This window comes from Brevibacillus sp. AF8 (assembly GCF_021270385.1).
In the GTDB taxonomy this organism is placed as follows: domain Bacteria; phylum Bacillota; class Bacilli; order Brevibacillales; family Brevibacillaceae; genus Brevibacillus.
The window spans coordinates 211,774-233,895 of record NZ_JAGQDN010000003.1; the positions used below are offsets into that span (position 1 = coordinate 211,774).

The following is a 22,122-nucleotide window of genomic DNA, read 5'->3' on the forward strand; positions in this document are numbered from 1 at the left end:
TGTTTACCACACATTTTAAAGCTTTAAAAGAATGAAGAATGTAATCGTTTCGCCAGAGAAGAATATTTCCAGACGTAGCGACTTGTGGAGTCCTACCCAGCGTAGAAGGGATTCGCGGGCAAAAGAAACGCAACGTGCTCGCGCTACGAAGCGGCTACCACTTTTGCGTTTCCCCGCGAATCCCTTCGGAGCGGACAGTCTCTGCTCTCAGCGGGACGAAGCCTGGAGCCTAGACTGGAAATATTCTTCTCTTCTCCGCAGCCACATAACAGGTTCCTCAGCAAAAAAAGAAGAACCTGACACATCATGCAGGCTCTCCCTTTCATAATTTACACATTAATCTCCAAAAACCATTCGCGAATCGCATCTTGCAGCTTCTGCAAGGCTGCCGCATTCGTTGCTTCACAATAAATACGCACCAACGGCTCTGTGCCAGACGGACGGATCAAGACCCAATGTCCTTCCTCGAGCAACAGCTTGACCCCATCCACTCTTTGAATCTCCAAAACCTGATAAGGACCGATGAGTGCAGGTGGCTTGGCGATCATTTGCTGTACCCATTGATCTTTTTCCGGCAATTTCATATCAAGCCGCGTATGGAACAGCTCACCGAACTGCTCGTAGACGTCTCGCAGTATTTGATCGATTCCTTTGTTTTCATACGCGCACATTTCGGCAAGCAACAAATTGATGAGTACGCCGTCCTTCTCCGGGATGTGACCGAGAATACTCGCCCCGCCACTTTCCTCTCCGCCGATAAGCACATCGCCTTTGCGCATTTCCTCACCAATGTACTTGAAACCGACTGGCGTCTCTACCAACTCAAGACCATAATGCGTAGCCATCTGATCCAGCAGATGCGTGGTTGCTACTGTTCTCACAATGCGTCCAGTCAAGCCACGATTTTTTCGCAAATGATAGGTTAGCAGCACGAGTGCTTCATTGGGCGTGATATACTGTCCAAAGCGGTCGACGACTCCGAAGCGATCCGCATCGCCGTCATTGGCAAGACCAAGAGATGCTTGGCGTTCTACGACTTCTTTTTTTAACAAATGCAAATGCTTATCGTTTGGCTCAGGCAAATCTCCGCCAAAAGCTGCATCCGGCACCTCTCGGATACCGACGTTTTTCACCCCCGCCTCTGACAAAAAACCGCTCACATAGCCCATACCGGCACCATGCATGGCATCGACAACAACGGACAAGGAAGAGTTTTTCAAAACATCCATATTTACCATCCGTCTCAGATGCGCCTCGTAATGAGGACGTAGCACAATGACTTGCAGCAGCTTGCGGGTCTTTGCTTCCGCGAGGGAAATCGTACGCACCGATTTGGTCTGGCAGGTTTCGCTGATCCACTCTTCCAATCTTTGCGTGATCGCAGGCGTTGCGGGTCCAGCGTACTCCGGAATGTATTTGATGCCGTTATATTCGGGTGGATTGTGACTGGCCGTGATCATGATTGCGCCACTCGCTGCAAAATGCTTCACTCCAAAGGCTACGGCAGGCGTTGGCGCTGCTTCGTTCACCAAATAGGTACGAATGTCATTGGCGGTCAGGACAGCTGCAACCTCCTGTGCAAAGCGTCTCCCGAGAAACCGCGTGTCGTGTCCAACCAAAACAGGCTGCTCCTGCTGTCCGATTTCTTTGGTATAGCTGGCGATGGCTTGTGCGACAATACGGACATTCTCGACAGTAAAGCCATCTGCGATTATGTCGCGCCAACCGTCCGTACCGAAACGGATCGTTGTCATCTACTCATCTCTCCCCTCGTTACCGCAACTCATTCACCTTCTCCAAATAACGCAAAACAGTGGCAACATAAGTAGCATGCGACCATGTCAGGGGTGCAACGGACACAGGAGCACCTGTATACGGATCGAGCTGTTCGGAGAGCACGCCGCTTTGTAGGGCATGTCGTACGACCCAAGCCAGTCTGCTCTTTGGCTCTTGGAGTTCATCGAGCGATTTTGCCTTGGCAATTTCCCAATCAGCCACCCATAAAGTGCAAATGATCCATGGATTTCCCGGCACCTTCACCGTGTCATGTGATTTTTTGAAATAGTAATCCCCTTGATAGCGGGCAATTCCACCGATCGCCGTGTCTACCCGCAAACTTTTTTTGACAGCTTCCATTGTCCGCTCAACCCTCGGATCATCTACGGAAAACACATCAAGCGCAAACAAGGCGAACAAGCTGCTCTCCACCGTGAAATCTTTTTCGACACTCCCATCTGCTCTTACATAAATCCCGCGCAGAAAACGCCCGCTTTCAGGGTCGTACAGATGTTTTTCCATCGCCCCACGAATGCGCTCTGCCCCTTCTGCGTAGCGTTTGTAGCGCCGATCATCCCCGAACAACTGGGCGAAACGAGCTGCAGCCATTAAGCCTGCAAAAACCGTAGCACTGCTAAACGTAAAAATTCCCCGTCGCTCTTCCCATAAGTCGTAGCTTGGTTTTGGGAGTTGCAGCTCTGAATGGACATACTCCAGCAAAAAGCGAGCTGCCGGACGAACCAGCGTGGGATAGAGAGCCTGGCAATCTTCAATTTGCTTGCCGCTCTTGTATTGCTCCCAGAGGGCATACAGCACGAGCGCCGTCTCATCCTCCTGAATCGGGAGCTGAATTTCTCCGTCAACAATATACGGATGCCAACTGGAGCCGACAGACCCATCTGGATTGTACTTGTGCAGCAAATATCCTTCCTTATTCAAGGCGTCTGCACAAAACCGAAAAAATGGTGCGACGACTCCCGTGTAGCCCGCTTTCGCCATCGCACTCGCAATCAACGCCCCGTCTCTTGGCCACATGTAGCTGTAATGGTCGCGATTGAATTGAAGAATATCCGAGTCATTCGCTGCGAGAATCGCTCCGTTCTGATCGATTTGCGTACGCACGAGTAGCAAGCTGGTCTTGTACAGATTGACAACCTCTGCCGGAAGATCAGCAAAGTCACGCCCTTCCTTATTGACCCAACGCTGCCAATACACCGCTACCCGATTTAGCAAATGTTCCGGATCACTTTCGAGTACATACTGGTTCAATCCTTTGACAGCCTCATACGATTCACCAATGCACATCCAGTAGAAGAGCGCCTTCTCTTCTTGGGGTTGCAGGGTGAGAGAAAAAGAGATTGTACTATCTACGGAGCCTTGCGCAATCGGATTGCCAGACAAAAGACCATCCTCTGCGTCCCTCCAGGTCCCCTCCGCATAGTTGAACCGCTTGATTCCGACGCTATATTGATCGATCCCACCCGTATCCGTTTTTCCATTCGCCATGATGTACACATTGCGCTTGTAGTGATAAATGGTGCGCAGGATGGGATCAAAAACAGCGGTATCCCCTACCTCCGTCTCATTCAAGCTGAAATCGTGATGAAAAAACAGCCTGACCTCCCGCATCTCGCTCGTCAAATTTCGAACGCACACCTTTTTCAAATAAATCGGGTCACGCTGATGCACCCCATCTGCGATTTGCAAGGAGATGCCCAGATGTTCATGATGCGCATGAACATCTGTCACCAAAGACTCCTGTCCGTATCCGAGCTGCCGCGTCCAGCCGTCTTCATCCAGCCAGGAGAAGCGACCTTGTACCCATATCCCCAGCTTGCTAAAGTGTCCCCCGACATGATTCAACTGACCGACATACGGAAAATAGAGATCTCGCATGTGCAGTTTGTCATCAAAATTAATCAGCAGTTTTCCATTCCCGACGACGAGCGGTCTCGGCATGCCTTCACGTCCTTTTCGTTATAGGCTGTCGATCTCTCTCTTTTCGTGAAACTGATATTCGGCAATTCGCCTCGCATAGGAAGAAGCAAGCGTAGCCGCGGTCTCTGCCGTCGCCCCTTGCGAAATCACTTTTACGTGCGAATCCTCTGAATCGGGTAAAATCAGCACCCAGCCATTCGAATCGTACACCTTGATTCCATCGACGAGCTCCAGCAGCTTGCCTTTGTTTTCTTCCATCACTCTGCGCATGACCTTCCCTTTTGCTGCCCATGGGCAAAAGACAGTCTTTTTCTCCATATGGCACGCTGGCAACAACTCCAGCAAAACGCTGAGCGATTTTTCTTCAGAAGCGAGATACGAAAGAATTCGCATGAGACTGTAAACGGCGTCAAACATCGGATGAAAACGTTGTTCACTCGATACCTCCATCATGGACCGCGGAGAGACCTTGGTGCGTACAACCTCCATTTGCAACAGCTGGGCCATATGCTCCAATTCAATCGGGGCACTCACTGGCAGGCCGATACGCCGATGTTGACCACTGCATGCCAGCAGTTGCAGCGCCGTGATCTGTTCATTCGAGAGCTTCTCTCCATGCTCGGTAAACAAGGTAAATTGCTCGCCATTTTTATCGAGACGAACGCCTAAATCTGCTCCCTTTTTTCGAATACCTTCTTGTATGGAGCTGTAATCGGCGGTAACTCCAAGTGCATGCAAGAGTGGCGCAAGAAAAGTAGGAAAAAAACGCTGTTCACTATCGATCAGCAGTCGAAAGCGCTGACGCTGGATGGACGATACGTTCAACTGTTGAACCAAAGCGTGAAGATATGCCTCTTGTACTTGATGCTCGACTTGCAGTGCTCCCAACCGATGCAGGTTGCGAACATAAGTCTCTTGCCAGTAGGCATTCTCAACTTTGCGCTCCATCTCACGGGAAATCGGCAAGCCCGCATGATCGATGAATTGGATGACAATCTCTTTATCATCGACTGGCTCTGCCATATAAACATGAATGCCGCCTTTGCAATCCAGAGAGCGCACGCCGTACCGGATCAAAGGTGAATTGCCAATCCCGAGATCGACTGTATCAATTCCGGAAGAGCACAAACTGGTCATGATGCTATGCTTCAATAGCTGAGCAAATGGGTGTGCGCATGCCGAAAGCGCAATCTTATCCCCCGCTTGTAGTAAGTACGCGTAGGCAGCAGCAAGTCTAGTGACGAATTCGGGCGTGATGTCAACATTGCCAATGCCCTTGATTCCTTGCGTCCCAAACAAATTTTTGGTTTGCTTGGCACCGTAAATGAGCGAGGTGGTGACAGTCGCATTTTCCCCGACTTCCTTATCCGGCCAAATTTTGATTCCGGCCTTTACCACTGACTTCGCCCCAATGAGGCACTGGTCTCCAATAACCGCCCCTTCCCCGAGTTGTACGCAATCTGCAATTCGGGTGTTGCGGCAGAGGGTCGTTCCTGTGATCTCTGCTTTTTTCCCAATGACACTGTTTTCCCAAATAATCGTCCTGGACAGCTTCGTACCGGAAGAAATCACCGTATTTTTTCCCAGAATGGAATAAGCACCGACGGCAACTCCAGCCTGCAAGTGTACATTTTCACCAATATAGACAGGGCCTTCCAACCGGACTGATGAATCGATGCGAACATCATTTTCCAAGAAAATGCGCGGCGCGATTTCCTGTGCTTTTATTTCGAGATGTACGTGTCCATCCAGCAAATCAAACTGGGCTTGCTGATAAACCTCCATAGAGCCAATATCGGACCAATAGCCACTTGCTTCATATCCGTATAAAGGCTTTGCTGCCTGCAAAAAGGACGGGAAAATGTCCTTGCTGAAATCCACTTCCCGCTCTTCTTCTATAGAAGACAAGACCTCCGGCTCGCAGACGTATATCCCCGTATTCACCGTATCGCTAAAAACCTCCGCCCAGCTCGGCTTCTCTAAAAAACGGGTAATGCGTCCGGCCTCATCTGTCATGACAACTCCGAATTCCAGCGGTGTTTCTACGCGCGTCAAAATCAACGTAGCCAGTGCGTTATTTTGCTCATGAAAACGGATGGCTGCCGACAAATCGATGTCTGTCAACGTATCTCCACTGATCACAACAAAACGCTCATCGAGAAAATCGGCGCAGTTCTTCACGCTGCCTGCCGTGCCCAACGGAATTGTTTCTTCAAAATAGACAAGCGAAACACCGTAGCGAGACCCATCACCAAACGTATCTCGGATGACATCAGGCAGATACTGGAGTGTCACTGCTATCTCAGTAATCCCATGCTTTTTCAATAGATCAATCGTGTACTCCATGCAAGGCCGGTTTAAGAGTGGCACCATTGGTTTTGGCGTGTGGCATGTTAACGGACGTAGTCGTGTACCTTTTCCCCCAGCCATGATTACTGCCTTCATCTTTTTTTCTTCCTCCTTCATCGTTGCAATCTATGTTGTCATGCCGATTTCCGCAGGATCGCCAAGCGAACGGTATAGATCGATGGTTTGGCTAGCCAGAAGTGTCCAGTTGTAAAACTGTTTAACATCTTGCATTGCCGTCTGGGCCAGTTTATGCCGCTGATCAGGGTCGCGCAGTAGCCAACGGAGTTGATTCGTCAGCGATTCGGGGTCACCTGTGTACATCATGGCGCCGTTTTCGCCGTGGCGAACGATCTCTCGCAGCCCTCCCGTATCCGCAACCAGAATAGGCGTACCTAAAGCCATCGCTTCTAGTGCAACAATTCCAAAAGGCTCATACAAGCTCGGGAATACCGCCACATCAGCCAAGGCGAACAGCTCATTTCTCCTTCGATCATCTACGAAGCCCAAGAAGCGTACTTGCTCAAAAAGTCCCATCTGATGGACCAACTGCTCCCATTCGTCTTGCATCGGTCCTCTGCCAGCTACAAGCAACCTCGCATGCGGAAACTCATCGCGCAGCCTTGCCATGGACTCCAACAATAGGTGAACACCTTTTTCCCGGACCAAGCGGCCTACAAAAAAGAGAACAGGACCGTCCCCTATCGCCAACTCCTGCCGAAGCTGTTCACGATTTACATCCGGCAGGGGAATGAGATCGACACCGTTGTGAATGACACGTAATTGGGACGATGGCGTTCCGAACAGGCGCATCACTTCCGACTCCATATACTTGCTGCATACGATCATCGAGTCAGAGCTTTGTGTTAGCGTACGTTCACACTCATGAATCCTTTGCTGCAACGGTGTATGAATACCTTGATGCCGACCATGTTCCAGTGCATGAATCGTGCTGACGAGCGGAAGGGAGTACCTCTGTTTCAGTTCGATCGCAGCCCAGCTCACCAGCCAATCGTGTGCGTGGATAAGATCTGGCCGCACCCCGAGTGACCATAGTTGGGAGACAGCATCGACCATCGCCAAATTCAGTTGAAACACCCATGCCAGAAAGTCAGCTTGTTCAGAAGGAATGTACGTAGGCAAACGGTGTACGTGAACCCCTTCCATCGTCTCATCTATGGAGCATGAATCTGTCGCACGTGTCAGCACATGCACCGCTACTCCTTGCTGGACAAGATGCCTGGCGAGATCGTAGACAGCCCGGCCAAGCCCCCCTACCACATGAGGGGGAAATTCCCATGTAAGCATCAAAACAGTTTTTGTCGAAGCCTGATCTTGCGCAGCCGCTACCAATTGACGCGATACGTTCACTCTATGCGTTTGTTTAGGCAAATAGAACGTGATATCCAAGTCAGGAAAGATCGGAAAATCAGCTTCTGCTTGTGTAATAGCCTCTTCATCCAGTTGATGCTCCCGATACATCGCCAAGAGAGCGCGCATGCGAACCAAATGGTCATGAATGCGTTGTACCGCATACCGAGTGACCGTTTGACCGTCTAAAATAAACGCCCAATCACTGCTTTGGGCGAGCATCAATTCGCGTGCGGCCTGCCTGAGGCACCGTAAGGCAAGCTGATCTCCTTTCATTTCAGAATAGGTAGTAATCGCTCCGATCAGTTCCCCCTCTGCCTGATGCAGATGCCTGTATATCCAGCCATTGTTCTCGTTCAGCCAGACTTCTCCGTAGCCATTTCTTCCCCATGTAGACATCGGCAAGTGACCGCGATCCTGTTCTGGATACTCCTCCAAATATTCAGATGGTGTCATTAATTTCACTTTTTTTGAATCACAAACCGTTTTGCGTATGAGAAAATCCAAAAACTGCGGACCCTCGAACCACCAATGGCCAAACAGCTCCGCATCATAAGTGGCGACGACCAGCGGCTTGCGATCCATCCATTGACTGGCTTCCTCTACTTGACGCTCTCGGTGATACAGGAAGTGGCCCGCATGTGACGCTGCTTTTTCGCGCGCCCAGCTTGGCTCATACCAGTCTTTATCCCCTTCTTTTCCGGTAATCCGATAGTATTTCAAACCGGTATGCACGCGAATGCCGTCAGGATGGATGTACGGTTCGATGTAGCTCATCTCCCTGTCAAATCCGATATCCCTGTAGTATTCCCGATAGTCATAGTCCCCCGGATAACCATCGATCGAGCTCCATACCTGGCGGGAAGCCACTTCATCTCGGGCAAAGGCAGCCACATCATGGGGCGTAAACAAGGGAGCCAGCACACCTCTGCGAGGTAAAGGCGTCGCATGCTCTATCGTGTGACTGTCTACAAAGAAATACCGAAGTCCGGCTTCTTTCAGCAAACGATCCAGTCCAGGTGTATACCCGCACTCTGGCAGCCAAATTCCCTTCGGACGTCTTCCCAAAATCCGCTCATGTGTATCAATACCTACCAGAAGCTGTGCCCGAATCGCCTCTTCTGTTTCTACATAGGGCAAAAAGGAGTGTGTGGCAGCGCAAGTGATGAGTTCGAGGCATCCACTGTCCGCGATTTTCCGAAAGGCCTTGATCAGTTGAAAATCCCACTTGCGGCAATAGGCAATGATGGTTCGAAATCGTTCCACATACATTTTGGCGATACGGTTTTCTCGGGGTTGACTTGCGGTTCGTTTGACTTCCTTCCCAGCCAATTCAACGGTCTTCGCTAGATGTGTGCGAAAACGTGTCACGATCAGATCATCATCCAGCATGGAAAGTAATGTCGGAGAAATAGCAAGGGTCATGCGAAAAGCGATGCCGTCTGAGAGGAGTTTGTCGAAAACCATGAGCAAAGGAAGATAGCATTCCAGCATGGCTTCATACACCCAGCGCTCTTCCAGGCGATCGTCCCGATCCCCGTGTCGGACATAAGGCAAATGGGCATGCAACACGAGGGAGAGATAACCTTTGTGCACAAATGACACCTCACTTATTTGATGTTTTGGTATACAACGAATAGGAGGAAAAGTTCTCAAACCAGGAAGGTGTAGCTGGATCGTGGACGGGCTCAACTAGCGGTTCCCCCCAGCTAGCTTTTGAATGGCGTGGAGTAACTACCGTTTCCGAGCGTAATATCGGACAAAACCGATTGTGTTCATATAAACCAAAATCAACAATGTATGTACGTCCTGGCTCTACATCTTTCACATACCAGGAATGAGCCTCTTCATGTACGAACACATCTCGGACGGAATGCGCATTTTTTCCATCAAATAAGCGTTCGGTCACATCATACAGACGCAAGCCCTTCTGGATGTGACGATAATCGGCTTGCAGGTACGATGCGACCATTCTCATGCGCGGCCAAGTGATTTCCCAATAGATGAATAACACCGTCGGTCCTTGTACCATCACTTTGACAATGTCCCGACCATAAAACCCAGGCAATTGCCATTCCAATTCTCTTCTAGCGGGAGATGATGCCTCTGGCTTGGCACGGTCTTTTTGCAGACGATACTTTACTTGACCGATCGTTAAGCCGCACTCTTTGGCAATTTGTGCAATGGACATGGATCGTGAACGCAGTTCGAGAATTTTTTCCAGCATCTTCTAGCACTCCCCTCCGCCAACTTCGCCTATCTGTGATTTCCCAATGTCAATCATAGCCAATGCGGCTAACAAAGACTGTCGAATGCTGGATGCACATCCCTTCTTCTTTTGTCGATCAACAATCATGTTTTCGTCATAGGCAAACAAAAGTCGCTCTCTTTCCATACTTACAAAGCTACTTCACTAGACATTCTTTTCTTTTTGCCAAATAGGAAAAAAGAGCTATATTCCGTCATCTTTTGTTTTATTTGTAAGTATTTTCATGTTGGATACCGATACTATAAAATATTCACTTATACTTCCAAAATGAATGAAAAAGGAGTCAACGAAAGAAATGAATCGTTCATGGATTAGCATGGTAACAGCAGGATCAATTGCAATTTCAACGGTAGCGGCTGGCTTGCCACTAGCAGCTCAAGCCAAAAGCACACCGCAAATCCTATCCCAAGAGCCCATTGATTCGCAGATTGGTCATACACCTGTTCAGGAAAACATGTCGAAAACACAATTACGCCAAGCAGCCAAACAGGAGAAGTACAGCATCTCGCATCTGAATACATTGGACAATTCAGAGCTTGTTGAATTGTTGAAGGAAATCAGTTGGACGCAAATCCCCGAGCTGTTTACTTACAACGACGACACTCAGGAATTTTATGAGGATCGGGAGCGGGTTCAGGCCATCATCGATGCCCTGCAAGAGAGTGGCAAAAACTTCACCAAGGATGATGAGCAGGGCATCCATACCTATGTAGAGGTTTTGCGTTCGGGGTATTACTTGGGGTACTACCATAATGAATTAAAGTATTTGATGGAGCCAAAGTATAAGCAAAAGATTATTCCAGCCCTTCAAGCAATTACTACCAATGAAAATTTCGTCTTAGGTACAAAGACTCAAAATGAAATCATCAGTTCAACGGGAAAATTAATTAGCAACACCACTGTTGATTCAGAGACAATTGGTCTTCTGACAAAAATAATGGAGGACTTTAACGACAATCGGGATAAATGGTCAGATGATCGCGAAGCAAGCGAGGCCTTTTACAGCGTCCTTCAAGGTGTCGGCTACGTTCTGATTTGGGGAGTAGATGATTCAGAAAGAGACGAGTTGAAAGGCAGCATCGACGCATTTCTCGACCCCATTTTTGACATGGCCGAAAATGGGGAAACCTCCGCTGATCACGTATGGTTGACGAACAATGCCCTGTATTACACAGGGAAATTAGGAAGCTACTACAGTGATCCTGACAAAGCCAATGACATATTGACCAAAGCGATGAAAACGTATAAAAAGTGGAGCGAGCCCTACTTCACTGCGGCCCAACAAATCGTGGAAGCATATGGTGAGGATGCCAATGGCAAAAAAATCGACCTCGAGGAAATGAAAAAAGAAGGCAAAAAGCATTATCTTCCGCAGCAATTCACTTTTGATGACGGAGCGGTTGTGTTCAAAACAGGAGATAACCTAACAGAAGAACAGGTTGAGCGCTTGTATTGGGCATCCAAGGAAGTGAAGGCACAATTTCATCGTGTCATAGGCAATGACAAGGAGCTTGAGAGCGGCAATCCGGATGATGTACTGACTATTGTCATCTACAATACGCCTGATGAATATAAAATGAATCGCTTCTTGTACGGATACGACACAGATAATGGTGGTATCTACATCGAGGGTACCGGCACTTTCTTCACCTACGATCGGACAAAAGAACAAAGCATCTACAGTCTGGAAGAGCTGTTCCGTCATGAATTCGTCCACTATTTGCAAGGCAGATATGAAGTGCCGGGCATGTGGGGACAGGGAAAGATTTATGAAAACAGTCGCTTGCCTTGGTATGAAGAAGGTGGAGCCGAGTTTTTCGCAGGTGCTACCCGAACAGAAGGAATCAAGCCTCGCCAGTCAGTTGTAGGCAATATTCGAAATGCAGCGCCTTATCTCGATTACACTGCGGCCGATATGATGCGTGCCAAATACGGAACCCTGGCATTCTACGACTACTCATTCGCGCTTCAGTACCATCTGTTCAAGAATGATTTTGCTCGTCTGGATAAAATCAATGATACGATCCGTTCCAATGATGTATCTGCTTATGATGACTTGATCGAAGAATTCAGCCATGATCGCGCACTTGAACGTGGCTATCAAGAAACGTTAGAAGATTTGATCGACCAGTATGAAGAGTTGGATGTTCCTCTCGTTTCAGATGATTACCTACAAAAAGTAGACGTGACGAACAAAGAAGAGGTTTATCGTCAAATCGCAAAGGTTGCCTCTCTGACCGATGTAAAAACAGATGAAAAAGACTCTGGGGATTTCCGCAGCTTCACGTTGCGCGGGGTCTATACGGGCGGAACTTCTCAAGGAGAATATCAGGATTGGCAAGAAATGAACCGCCTCACCAATGGATTCCTCAAGGAGTTATCGGATCTCTCCTGGAATGGCTATGACACGGTTACGAGCTATTTTACCAATTATCGTACAACAAAAGATGGACGCTTTGCCTATGATGTCGTGTTCCACGGGAAGCTGGCTCAAGAAGATGGCTCCGAAACGGAACAGCCAAATCCAAATCCAAACCCAAATCCTGAAGAATCGTCAATTTCATTAGGTAAGCCGATCACGGGTATCATCCATCCACAAAAACCGAGTCAGGAGTTCCGGCTCGATGTGAAATCAGCCCAACAGCTTCAAGTAGAGATGGAAACAAAGAATGGAGATAGTGTGGCGTGGCTTGTATTCCACGAGTCTGATAGAGAGAACTACATCTCCTATCCCACCAAGCGTGAAGGCAACAAGCTGATCGGATCATTCGATGCGAAACCGGGGACTTACTATGTGACTGCTTATACGTATCGTACAGGACAAGAGGACCAACCGTTTCGCTTATTGGTTACGGGGGAAGATCGCCCACAAGAGCAGCTCTATCAAGAAAACGAGAGCAATGATTCTACCGAACAAGCAAATGGTCCATTAAAGATTGGCACGACTGTTTCAGGGGACATGAAAGGAAACGATTGGCAAGATATCTTTGCCTTCCAAGTAGATAAACCAGAAGAAATACGTATTTCTTTAAACCCTCAAGAGGGACAAGGTGTGACTTGGATGCTATTCCATGAAGGAAATCTGGATCAGCCTGTAACGTACCCGCAAGAGCGGGAGGGAAATCTGCAAAGTGCCCATTATCAAGTAAAGCCAGGCCGTTACTTCTTGTATGTGTACAAATATCAAAATGAAGACGTTGTGTATACGGTAGAAACCAAGCAGCGTTAATCAGCAAAACAAAAAACACCCCCAAACGAGCTATCAAAATCGTTTGGGGGTCTTCGTTTCTCTCTTGTTTTTACAGTTATCGGCGCTTGGTGATCCGCCCAGAACCCCCAACCTTCGTTCGTGGGGGCGATTTACTTTTCGGCGGGGAAAAGCTCGAACGTTTGGATGAAAAAGAGTCACTTGAATTCGACGATTGACTGCTGGAAGAACGAATAATCTTGCCTGAACTACCGCTAGAAGATGAATCCGCCTTCTTCTTGAAAAGGTTGCCGTCAGAACCTACCATACCATCCGCGTTCTTCGCATTACCCCGTTTGAAAATACTTCCCGTACCCTCTTTGGTAATTGGCGGCGCTACTTTTTTGTCCTCGATTGTAGGCACGCGATACGTACCGGAAGGCTTGTATATGTCCTTGCTAGAGTAGCCACGATAGCTACCCTTTGTACTTTTCTTAAGTCCGTCGAACAAATCATCCAGTACGCTGGCTACAATATATCCCTGCAAAAACGAAGAATCGTAGTTTTGCCGGACGTACTCTTTGCTGTCGACCTCGATCAACGTATCCGTCGGCTTGGCAGCGTCTTGCTGCAAATGGTAGATCTCGTCCGGATAAATGAGGAACATATGCTGCGAATCTTCTTTGGAGATTTCATCTGGCGAATTCTGCTCCGCCAGCTCCGAGGCTACTTCCGGTACAGTCTTGTTTTCCGCACGGTAGATGCGTGACGACTGTCCATTGTCCTTCGTAGAGACAGATTCAAGCGGATATGTCTCGCCAACTCCAGGGCTGCCACAACCCGCTAGCGTAAGGAGGAACAACGCCGGAATCAGTAGGAGCTTGATTGATTTCATCCATGGATTTGGCATGTACTTGTCCCTCCTCTCTATGTGCCGCGCAATACCTGCACGTCCGCTGGCAGAACACTTTCTCCCTCATAGAGCATGAAACGGCCATCCTGCCACTCGATCCGCAGCAATTGGCGTTGATCCGATTGGAATTGCCAAATGTACTGCTCCCCTGATGTGTGAAACGGCGCTTTTCCCACAGTCTGGATGGCGCCATTATATTGCTCCTCCAAATGGTAGGTGACATCGTCCATCTCGATGGTGGTCGGTACCTCGTCTATTGAATCCAGTCGTCCATCAATGACGCTATACAGATGATAGACGATCTTCTCCCGTTCCTCGATATACAGGTAGCGAATGGTCGTTCCATCCTGCAAGGTAAGCATCGTGGCTTTGCGACTCGCATTGCTCGCCTTCCCGATTACTTGATAGGTAACGAGCGATACATCGACCACATCACCCGGTCCCACCGTCAGGATACTCTTCTCCGGTGCAGGAGGCTCATGCTTGGCAAAAATGTTTTGGATTCGCTTCATCAAACTCATGCTGTACTCCCTTCCCTTTCACGTCTTACAGACATGCAGCCAAAATCAAGGCACCCACGAGATGGAATGAACCAGCCATCATGGCATGAGCCACCTTTCCTTCCTGCGTCCCTTTTTCCAGATCCAGTCCAGCTACTTGCTTTAACAGCCATTCCACGATTCTTTCCAAAAGGAATAAAATAATAAAGGAAACCACAGAAAAGAGCAGTGCTGTCCACAATGAGTTGGAGGTAATGATAGATTGCGATAAGATGTATCCTTGCGCAAACAGCTTCATGACAAAACGCGTCGTGACCGCGATGTTTCCATTTTTGATTTCCGTGATGTCCTTGTATTTCGTAAACAACGAATCAATCCACATTAAAACAAAAAGTAAAATGCCGCCGGCTCCTGTCCAAACCAGCATCCCTAGTATTTCTGTCCACGTCAAAGCGAATCACTCCACTTCCGTCAAGGTGTTTAAGGTCTGAAAAAAAGGGAAACCGCCTGAAGCGGTTTACCCCTCATATTTTTTCAGCAGAGCAGCCAATTCGTCCTCAACGGCTTGATCCTTATTCAGCTTCGCAATTTCATCATCCAAAGAGCTCTGTTTTTTGTAAATCTCGCCGCTCGCTTCTGCTTCTGCTTCCATTTGCAGTGCTTTTTCTTCCATGCGTTTCAAGCCTGACATAGCCGAGTTCGTGTCGAAGCTACCCATCGCTTGGTTGATCGTCTTTTGCGCTTTTGCTGCATTTACGCGAGCAACTAATGTTTCGCGCTTGTTTTTCAGCTCGGTTATCTGTTTTTTCATCTCAGCCAGCTTCTCGCGCAATCCGTCGGCTGCCAACTTGTTTTTCTCGTAGCTTTCCTTGTATTCGTTCATTTTTTGCTCGGCAGCTTTCTTTTCTTCCAGAGCCCGTCGAGCCAGATCAATGTTCTGTGCTTGTGCTGCAATGTGAGCTTGCTCATCACGCTTTTTCACCAAGGCTTCCTGTTCTTCATACAGCACCTTGAATTTCTTTTCCAAAGCAATTTGAGCGGCAACCGCTTTCTCTGCTTCACTCAAGTCTTCTTGCATATCACGCAAATACTGGTCTGTCATTTTGATTGGATCTTCTGCTTTCTCAATCAAAGCGTACAAATTAGACATGGTCAAATCACGCAGTCTTTTAAAAATGGACATGGATTATTCCTCCTTAAAGTACGTGCTAGGTAGTTCGGCCTGAATTAGCCGTCCCCGTTATACATGTATTTACGATAGTTACGCAAGTAAGTTTCAACAATTTATTTTTTATTTGGCTCACCTTTACTTTTCGTAGAGCGCAACCTGTATTTCATTTCAAAAACGCATCTAGTGTTCCATCCTGACGCTCAAGCTTCATTCTACCTGTTTTGCCTTTTTCAATGTACTCGTCCGATAGTGCGATGTGTTGCTATATTGACCTACATACCCTTGACTACCACTAATTGTAAATGTTATTTTTAAATAATACCCATTTTATGGGTCACTTTATAAGGAGTGCTTCGCATGAAGTTACCTTTACATGATCGATTCATTCAGCAAGCGATTAAGTATGTAAGTCAAGATCAACGACTTATAGGTCTCCTCGCAGGCGGATCTATGATGTACGGAGAAATGGATGAGTATAGTGATCTGGATTTAATAATCGTCTACAATTATGCTTTTCGAAATGAGATCATGGAACAACGCTTCCTAATTGCCGAAAGACTCGGTCATTTACTTTCTGCATTCACAGGCGAGCATGTCGGGGAACCGAGATTGCTTATTTGTTTATATGGCCCAGCCCCTCTTCATGTCGACCTCAAATTTGTTCAACTGGAAGAGCTCGAATCCCGAGTCGAGAACCCACTGATTCTTTGGGAGAGCGGTTCTGGTATTGCAACGATACTCAGTAAAACAAGTCCCTCTCTCCCTTTCCCTCATCCTCAATGGATCGAAGATCGCTTCTGGGTATGGGTGCATTACTGCGCCACAAAATTAGGGAGAGGCGAATTATTCGAATTAATCGATACGCTAACTTTTATGCGCAATGCAGTATTAGGGCCGTTGGTACTCATTCGCAACGGTCATTCCCCGAGAGGGGTTCGAAAGCTCGAGAAATACGCTCTCAAGGAACTGGAGGAACTAAAAGGAACGATTCCCATCCACAGCTTTGAAAGTTGCTACCACGCGCTAAAAAATACGATCAAGATGTACCAACAACTACGACAAGGTTCTGAAATTGAACCTAGGAAGGACGCAGAACGCGTCTCAATCGAGTTTCTTGACGGTATATTTTCAGGAAAATCCCACTAGTAACTTGTTCAACGAACTGGTTCGAAATATGGATTAACCCCTCCCTAACCTAGTGAAGCTAATAGTAACTAGCCTTGGGAGGGGTTTATTTTTATGAAAATGACTGATCTCTGGCTTCCATTCACCTGTTCAACGACAGCACGGATGTGGAGAAATTTATTGAACTACTCCCGGATCGTCCATCTCAGATGTAGAAGAAAATGGCTATCCATGCTAGCTCAGTTTTTTTACCAGCCGCGGCATCGGATAGCCATTTTTTGTGGGGCTCTTCAAAGGTATGCTCAGATCATAGCGTAGCCGTATCCTTTTCTTTGCGTAAGAAAACCAAAGGTAGAACGATTAGAACGACAGAGATCAGTGTACATAGAATAGGGTAGCCAACATCTTCTGCGAGCTTTCCGAAAAAAGGAACCAGAACCGCCAAGATGATCGTCTTAATCATGGATGAATAAGAAAGTAGCGTACTGCGTGAATTCCCCGAGATTCGCTGATTCGTCATATTGATTAAGACAGGCTCGATGATGGAGTAAAAGAAGCTGATGAGAATCATACAGATGATCCCGGATAGTTCAGGCAACAACGGAAGCATGAAAATACTCAAAGCCATCATGACGGTGAACAAGATAACCGTTGCTGTCTCTCCCAATCGTTTCTCCATGTGATAGGAGACGACTGAACCAAGAATACTTGTGCTTTGTATGAAAATAAATACAATGCCAAGCCATTCGATAGTCATTCCTTTCTCATGTAGGAAAGGTGAAACAAATAAAAACGTAAAGCAAAAAGCGGGAACAGCCAGAATAGCAGAATAGAGCAGTACATTGCGCAAGCTCTTTCTCTTCCATACCTTTCTTGAGGTACTGAAAACGAAGTGGATGAGAGGTTCGTGCTCTTTGTTTGTTCCCACCCCCGATTGTTTCGGTTCTTTGATGAAAGAGGCAACACACCCGGCAACAAAGGAGAGAATCCCACAAATAATAAACGGTAAACCAAGCGAGTAGGTAGCTAACCACCCGCCAATGATTCCGGCAAACGCAGTGGCAATACGCATTATTGCCAATTGATAGCTCACCGCTTTGGAAAATAGATTTTCTTTACCTTTCTCGTGTAGATAATCATAGAGGAGTGCCTGGTCAGCTCCAGAAATAAAGCTCCCTCCCACGCTCCATACGATTTGCAGCAAGCAAAGAATCGGGAACCAGCCTGTGTATGCGTAGAGGATCATGGCAGGAGCCATTAATAAGACTCCTATCACAAGAGAACGGGTGCGACCGAAACGATCTGCAAGGATTCCAGCCGGTACCTCAGCCAAAGCGGCAGCTACCCAACCAAATCCCTCTACAATTCCGATTGTGGCCAGACTTAGGCCTCGTACCTGCTGTAAATACAGCACATAGATGGGAAGCCACAAATGAAATTTCGTAAAAAAGGAATAGATGAAAATCATAAGCATATTGGAATCTAGCAAAGCATGATTTTTCATTCAATCAAGCCTCACCCGACATAATAGTCGTAGACTGAGACGACTTCAAATCCTGTAGATTGATAGAGTGACAAGGCGTTTTGATTATCGACAGCCACTTCTAGGCTAATTCCTCCTATGTGTTCTCTTTGATTCAAGATTTCCACTGTCTGAGAGAGGATTTTTCTACCCAGCCCTTTTCCTTGGAGCCCTTTTTTTACGCAAAATCCTGAGATGAAAAACTCGTTATCCTCTTCGCTTACGGTAATCATCCCGACTGGTTCAGACTCATAATGAGCCAGATACGTTTGGAAGGATGGCTCTGACAAATTGCGTGTAACTAGCGCAGTCATGAGATCAGTTGTATCCTCAAAACCGCTTACGCCAATCTCTACCAGTGTCTGAAAATCATTCGTGGTGGCTGGGAAAAGCTGTAGACGGTTATCTGATTCCACAGCAGTTACGTGCGCTGTAGCGGAGTAATCCAGCTTGTATTCAGAGAATTGATAAGTGGCCGCTACGCCTTCTGCAAAAGAACTGGCTTCCTTGGACTTGCGATTGCTGACGAGTAAAATTTGCGTTACCTCACGCTTTTCACATTCAGCTTTTGCTTGTTCATACAGAGCGCGGAAGATTCCTTTGCGTCGATAGTCTGGATGAACCATTCCGCTGATCTCCACTTCTTTCGGACTGACGATCGCATACATACCGAGGAATCCAACCAGTTGCCCATCTTGGACGTACAGAAAATCATTCGTTTGTTCAGGTTGGCGGTTTTGGAGCATCGATACGTTCAGGTTGACGGATAAATCAAATTCATCGTATGCTTCGCATATTTTTGCCAAATGGACAATCTGTTTCAACCACTCTTCCGAAAGCCCTTTTGCTATTACAAGTCCTGCACCGTTGTTAATTGTACTCATCGTCTCAACCTCCAATTAGTATGTGAGTAGAAAAAAGCCGTGGAGCTTTCAATCCCCACGGCAGTAGATAGCAAAAAAAACGTGGGGATATTCGATCCCCACGGCGTCAAACATAAACAAACTTGGCTACACCAAGCCTTTGACGCGTACATCGTTGCCATACAAAAAAACACGGGTAATCCCCGTGTTTTAGGCACAGCTAAGAGAACCTGCTAGATAAACTAGGAGGATTTCACGTACGCCAGATGGGGAAATGGAATATGATTGCATACTGAAATAGAACTCATGTATGTCATTGTCATGTTCCCCACCTCCATTATTTTTACAAAATCAATAACTACCTTCAACTATACGTGAAGTACCGAAGTCTTACAATTGTTTTTTTCAACGTGTAAGAAAGTTTAAGTCCTTCACCATGTTAAGGCAATCTTGCTTGAACTTTTTGGATCGCACAAACCTTCTGCTAAAACGCGGTCGTCCTCGTTGAAAAGTCCTCGATAAAGTTTTTTACCCTTGCTTTCAAGATCCCTAGTTCCCGCATTCTTCGCCGTTAGCCATTGATCTGCCCACAGACCTGATCAATTGTGTTTCTATTAATGGATATCCAGTCGGTGAAGGCCATCACTCCAAAGAATTATTGCCGGCACCCCCTAATGACTGCTTGCAGTCCACAGCATCGCTAGTGATGCGAGATCTTCTTTTGTCCCAACCAGCCTAAACATGGTTTCCACAGGTAGGGGGTGAACAGTTTTAGCGACGGGATGAGATCTATTTTGAATGAACAAATTGTTGATTTACGTGTCACAAAAAATTACTGTTCGAAAGTAAGTTCGCCCGATTCTACGCTTTTCAAAATCAGTTTTGCTTGAAATGGTGTTCCATCCTGACGTTCAAGCTTCATTTTACCCGTTTTGCCTTTTTCAATGAGTGATTTAATCTGTGTATCCGTCAGCATACGCCCGTAATTCTCTTTCCATATGACGAATTTACAGCCCACGTTGTAATTCGAACAACCGTAACCTTTGCGTCCCATGAAAATGGAGCCTCCACACCCCGGTCGTGGACATTTGGTGATGATACTGGAAGTAGTACTAGCGGTCTTAGCTGCTGTTCGAGTTGCAGTCTTTGTGGCATTCCTGCTACCTGAACTGCCTGTACTTCGCCCGCCAGCTCGTCCTCTTGTTTTCGAAGACCCTTTCTGCGTGGTACTCTCACTCTCAAATAAGGTCTTCTCAGCACGAGATTGCACGCGAACCTTTTCTACGATCATCGTAGCGAATTTCTTCACATTCTCCATAAATTGCCCGTCGGAAGCGGTCCCTCGGGAGATCTCATTTAAGCGGCGCTCCCAATGCCCCGTCATTTCAGGAGAGGTTAATAGTTCGATCCCTGCTCCCCTAATCAATTCGATAACGGTACGGCCTTTTAGCGTAAGTTGAATCCTTTTCCCCTGCATCTCAACGTATCCGACCTTTTTCAGCCGTTCGATAGTTGCGGCACGAGTTGCCGGGGTTCCCAGACCAGATTCTTTCATCGCATCACGCAGTTCTTCGTCCTCGATTTGCTTGCCTGCGCTTTCCATGGCTTTTAGAAGCGTTCCTTCCGTATAATGCTTGGGCGGCTGTGTTTCTTTCTCCTTTGCTATGGCGTCCGAGCATAATACGCTGGCATCAGGTTGAATGATAAAAGGCTCGTTAACTTCAATCTCTTCCTTATCCTCTTCTTCTTTGGCCGCACCTTTTACATTCTTGGGCTTTTCCTTCTGCTGGTCAGCATAAATAATCTTCCAACCGAGACTTTTCCGTTCTTTCACCGATGTTTTGAAAAATTCATTTTCGACATCGGTTACGACTGTATGCATCTTATATTCCGCTGGCGGATAAAACTGTGACAGAAAGCGACGAACGATCAAATCGTATAATTTCTGCTCATCTGGCGTTAACCCTGAAGCCTTGCGATTTGTCGGCAGGATAGCGTGGTGGTCGTCTACTTTTGCTGGATTGCATATAAATTTGTTGCCTTTATGAACCAAACTACGGTTTGCACCCTTTACCAGATCGTCATACCCAGTGCCTTGCAGGGACGACAAGGTGTTGTGCATTTCGGGAATATTTTGCTCCGTCACATAGTTGGAATTCGTCCGCGGATAAGAAATCACCTTGTGTTTTTCATAGAGTGCCTGTGCTACATCCAAGGTTTTCTTGGCGGAAAAACCGTACTTGCCATTGGCCTCACGTTGCAGCAATGTCAGGTCGTACAGCTTGAATGGGTACTCCTTGGTATCCTTTACTTCGTAGGACGCGATCCGCCCTTGTTTTCCTTTCACTTTACGAGCCAACATTTCTGCTTTAGATGGATCGGTTAAGCGATCACCTTGCCAAATCCCCTTGTACGTCCTCTCCCCCTGCGAAAAATGCCCTTCTACTTGAAAAAACGTAACCGATGAGAAAGCTTCAATCTGTTTCTGTCGATCATAAATGAGAGCAAGGACAGGGGTCTGTACTCGTCCGACAGAAAGGAGCACGTTATGTTTGGTCGTAAATGCACGTGAGCCATTCATCCCGATTAGCCAATCGGCTTCACTACGAGCTTTTGCTGCCCTCGTTAAGTTTTCATAGGCTGCGGCATCCTTCATCTCCGCAAATCCTTTCCTGATCGTTTCAGGGGTCAAGTCCGAGATCCACAGTCTTTTAACGGGTTGACGCAATTTTAGATGTCGCTGAATGAGTGAAAAGATATGTTGACCTTCCCGCCCGGCATCGCATGCATTAATCAGCAGATTGCTTCGTTTGGCCAACTGCCCGATTATTTTTAGCTGATCGATTGTTTTCCGATTGGGCACTAATTTAAATGGCTCGGGAATGATAGGAAGATCATTGATATTCCACTTTTTATATTTTTGGTCGTACGCCTCCGGTTCCGCCAGTTCAATTAGGTGCCCGATTGCCCACGTAATAATGTATTTTTCACCTTCTAAATAGGTACGGTGATTTTTCGCTTTAGGATCTATTGCGGCAGCAATATTTCGTCCCATGTCAGGTTTCTCCGCAATAATTAATATCTTCAAATGGTTATCGCTCCTTCTAAAACTCTCTAAGCCTGTCGAGGTTCAGTCTAACG

Annotated in this window: 14 protein-coding genes; 2 read left to right on the forward strand and 12 right to left on the reverse strand. The window is 47.1% G+C overall.

What is annotated here, in order from left to right; genetic code table 11:
* Positions 1-329: 329 nt before the first annotated feature.
* From KB186_RS07330 to KB186_RS07350, 5 genes are read right to left on the reverse strand one after another with little or no spacing between them, the layout of a single operon-like run.
* A complete protein-coding gene (locus KB186_RS07330; protein WP_221869123.1) occupies positions 330-1,754 on the reverse strand; it encodes a phosphoglucomutase/phosphomannomutase family protein in 1,425 nt (474 codons plus the stop codon).
* Between the two features lie 19 nt (positions 1,755-1,773).
* Entirely contained in the window at positions 1,774-3,735 is a 1,962-nt protein-coding gene (locus tag KB186_RS07335; RefSeq protein WP_221869122.1) for a glycoside hydrolase family 15 protein, read from the reverse strand.
* Positions 3,736-3,753: 18 nt separating this feature from the next.
* Positions 3,754-6,159: a sugar phosphate nucleotidyltransferase gene (locus tag KB186_RS07340; protein ID WP_232773319.1), complete on the reverse strand. Its 2,406-nt coding sequence runs from the start codon at positions 6,157-6,159 to the stop codon at positions 3,754-3,756.
* A 30-nt stretch (positions 6,160-6,189) separates the two neighbouring features.
* On the reverse strand, positions 6,190-9,027 hold the full coding sequence (locus KB186_RS07345; RefSeq protein WP_232773320.1) for a 1,4-alpha-glucan branching protein domain-containing protein: 2,838 nt from the start codon (positions 9,025-9,027) through the stop codon (positions 6,190-6,192).
* 10 nt (positions 9,028-9,037) lie between these two features.
* Positions 9,038-9,658, reverse strand: coding sequence for a DUF4912 domain-containing protein (locus KB186_RS07350; protein ID WP_173608175.1), 621 nt, complete (start codon positions 9,656-9,658; stop codon positions 9,038-9,040).
* A 337-nt stretch (positions 9,659-9,995) separates the two neighbouring features.
* Between KB186_RS07350 and KB186_RS07355 the strand changes: the two genes are divergently transcribed.
* Complete coding sequence (locus KB186_RS07355) at positions 9,996-12,929, forward strand: collagenase (protein ID WP_232773321.1); 2,934 nt, start codon at positions 9,996-9,998, stop codon at positions 12,927-12,929.
* Between the two features lie 76 nt (positions 12,930-13,005).
* On the opposite strand, the gene KB186_RS07360 is transcribed toward KB186_RS07355, so the two are convergent.
* From KB186_RS07360 to KB186_RS07375, 4 genes are all read right to left on the reverse strand, one after another.
* A complete protein-coding gene (locus KB186_RS07360) occupies positions 13,006-13,797 on the reverse strand; it encodes a DUF4247 domain-containing protein (protein ID WP_173608176.1) in 792 nt (263 codons plus the stop codon).
* Between the two features lie 17 nt (positions 13,798-13,814).
* Entirely contained in the window at positions 13,815-14,321 is a 507-nt protein-coding gene (locus KB186_RS07365) for a DUF4178 domain-containing protein (RefSeq protein ID WP_016740757.1), read from the reverse strand.
* A gap of 25 nt (positions 14,322-14,346) precedes the next feature.
* Positions 14,347-14,751, reverse strand: coding sequence for a DUF350 domain-containing protein (locus tag KB186_RS07370; protein ID WP_016740756.1), 405 nt, complete (start codon positions 14,749-14,751; stop codon positions 14,347-14,349).
* Positions 14,752-14,817: 66 nt separating this feature from the next.
* The gene (locus tag KB186_RS07375; protein WP_173608178.1) at positions 14,818-15,483 is read right to left on the reverse strand and encodes a PspA/IM30 family protein; all 666 of its coding nucleotides are present in this window, start codon (positions 15,481-15,483) and stop codon (positions 14,818-14,820) included.
* Between the two features lie 345 nt (positions 15,484-15,828).
* Here KB186_RS07375 and KB186_RS07380 point away from each other — a divergent pair, with 345 nt between their 5' ends.
* A complete protein-coding gene (locus KB186_RS07380; RefSeq protein WP_173608179.1) occupies positions 15,829-16,617 on the forward strand; it encodes a nucleotidyltransferase domain-containing protein in 789 nt (262 codons plus the stop codon).
* 286 nt (positions 16,618-16,903) lie between these two features.
* On the opposite strand, the gene KB186_RS07385 is transcribed toward KB186_RS07380, so the two are convergent.
* From KB186_RS07385 to KB186_RS07395, 3 genes are all read right to left on the reverse strand, one after another.
* Positions 16,904-18,100, reverse strand: coding sequence for an MFS transporter (locus KB186_RS07385; protein ID WP_173608180.1), 1,197 nt, complete (start codon positions 18,098-18,100; stop codon positions 16,904-16,906).
* Between the two features lie 11 nt (positions 18,101-18,111).
* On the reverse strand, positions 18,112-19,002 hold the full coding sequence (locus KB186_RS07390) for a GNAT family N-acetyltransferase (protein WP_173608181.1): 891 nt from the start codon (positions 19,000-19,002) through the stop codon (positions 18,112-18,114).
* A gap of 811 nt (positions 19,003-19,813) precedes the next feature.
* On the reverse strand, positions 19,814-22,069 hold the full coding sequence (locus tag KB186_RS07395) for a type IA DNA topoisomerase (RefSeq protein WP_173608182.1): 2,256 nt from the start codon (positions 22,067-22,069) through the stop codon (positions 19,814-19,816).
* Between the last annotated feature and the right edge of the window lie 53 nt (positions 22,070-22,122).

Coding starts and splice junctions, on each gene's coding strand:
- KB186_RS07340 (WP_232773319.1), bottom strand. CDS start 6,159: ATGAAGGCAGTAATCATGGCTGGGGGAAAAGGTACACGACTACGTCCG.
- KB186_RS07360 (WP_173608176.1), bottom strand. CDS start 13,797: ATGCCAAATCCATGGATGAAATCAATCAAGCTCCTACTGATTCCGGCG.
- KB186_RS07390 (WP_173608181.1), bottom strand. CDS start 19,002: ATGAGTACAATTAACAACGGTGCAGGACTTGTAATAGCAAAAGGGCTT.
- KB186_RS07380 (WP_173608179.1), top strand. CDS start 15,829: ATGAAGTTACCTTTACATGATCGATTCATTCAGCAAGCGATTAAGTAT.
- KB186_RS07365 (WP_016740757.1), bottom strand. CDS start 14,321: ATGAGTTTGATGAAGCGAATCCAAAACATTTTTGCCAAGCATGAGCCT.
- KB186_RS07355 (WP_232773321.1), top strand. CDS start 9,996: ATGAATCGTTCATGGATTAGCATGGTAACAGCAGGATCAATTGCAATT.
- KB186_RS07350 (WP_173608175.1), bottom strand. CDS start 9,658: ATGCTGGAAAAAATTCTCGAACTGCGTTCACGATCCATGTCCATTGCA.
- KB186_RS07375 (WP_173608178.1), bottom strand. CDS start 15,483: ATGTCCATTTTTAAAAGACTGCGTGATTTGACCATGTCTAATTTGTAC.
- KB186_RS07335 (WP_221869122.1), bottom strand. CDS start 3,735: ATGCCGAGACCGCTCGTCGTCGGGAATGGAAAACTGCTGATTAATTTT.
- KB186_RS07330 (WP_221869123.1), bottom strand. CDS start 1,754: ATGACAACGATCCGTTTCGGTACGGACGGTTGGCGCGACATAATCGCA.
- KB186_RS07385 (WP_173608180.1), bottom strand. CDS start 18,100: ATGAAAAATCATGCTTTGCTAGATTCCAATATGCTTATGATTTTCATC.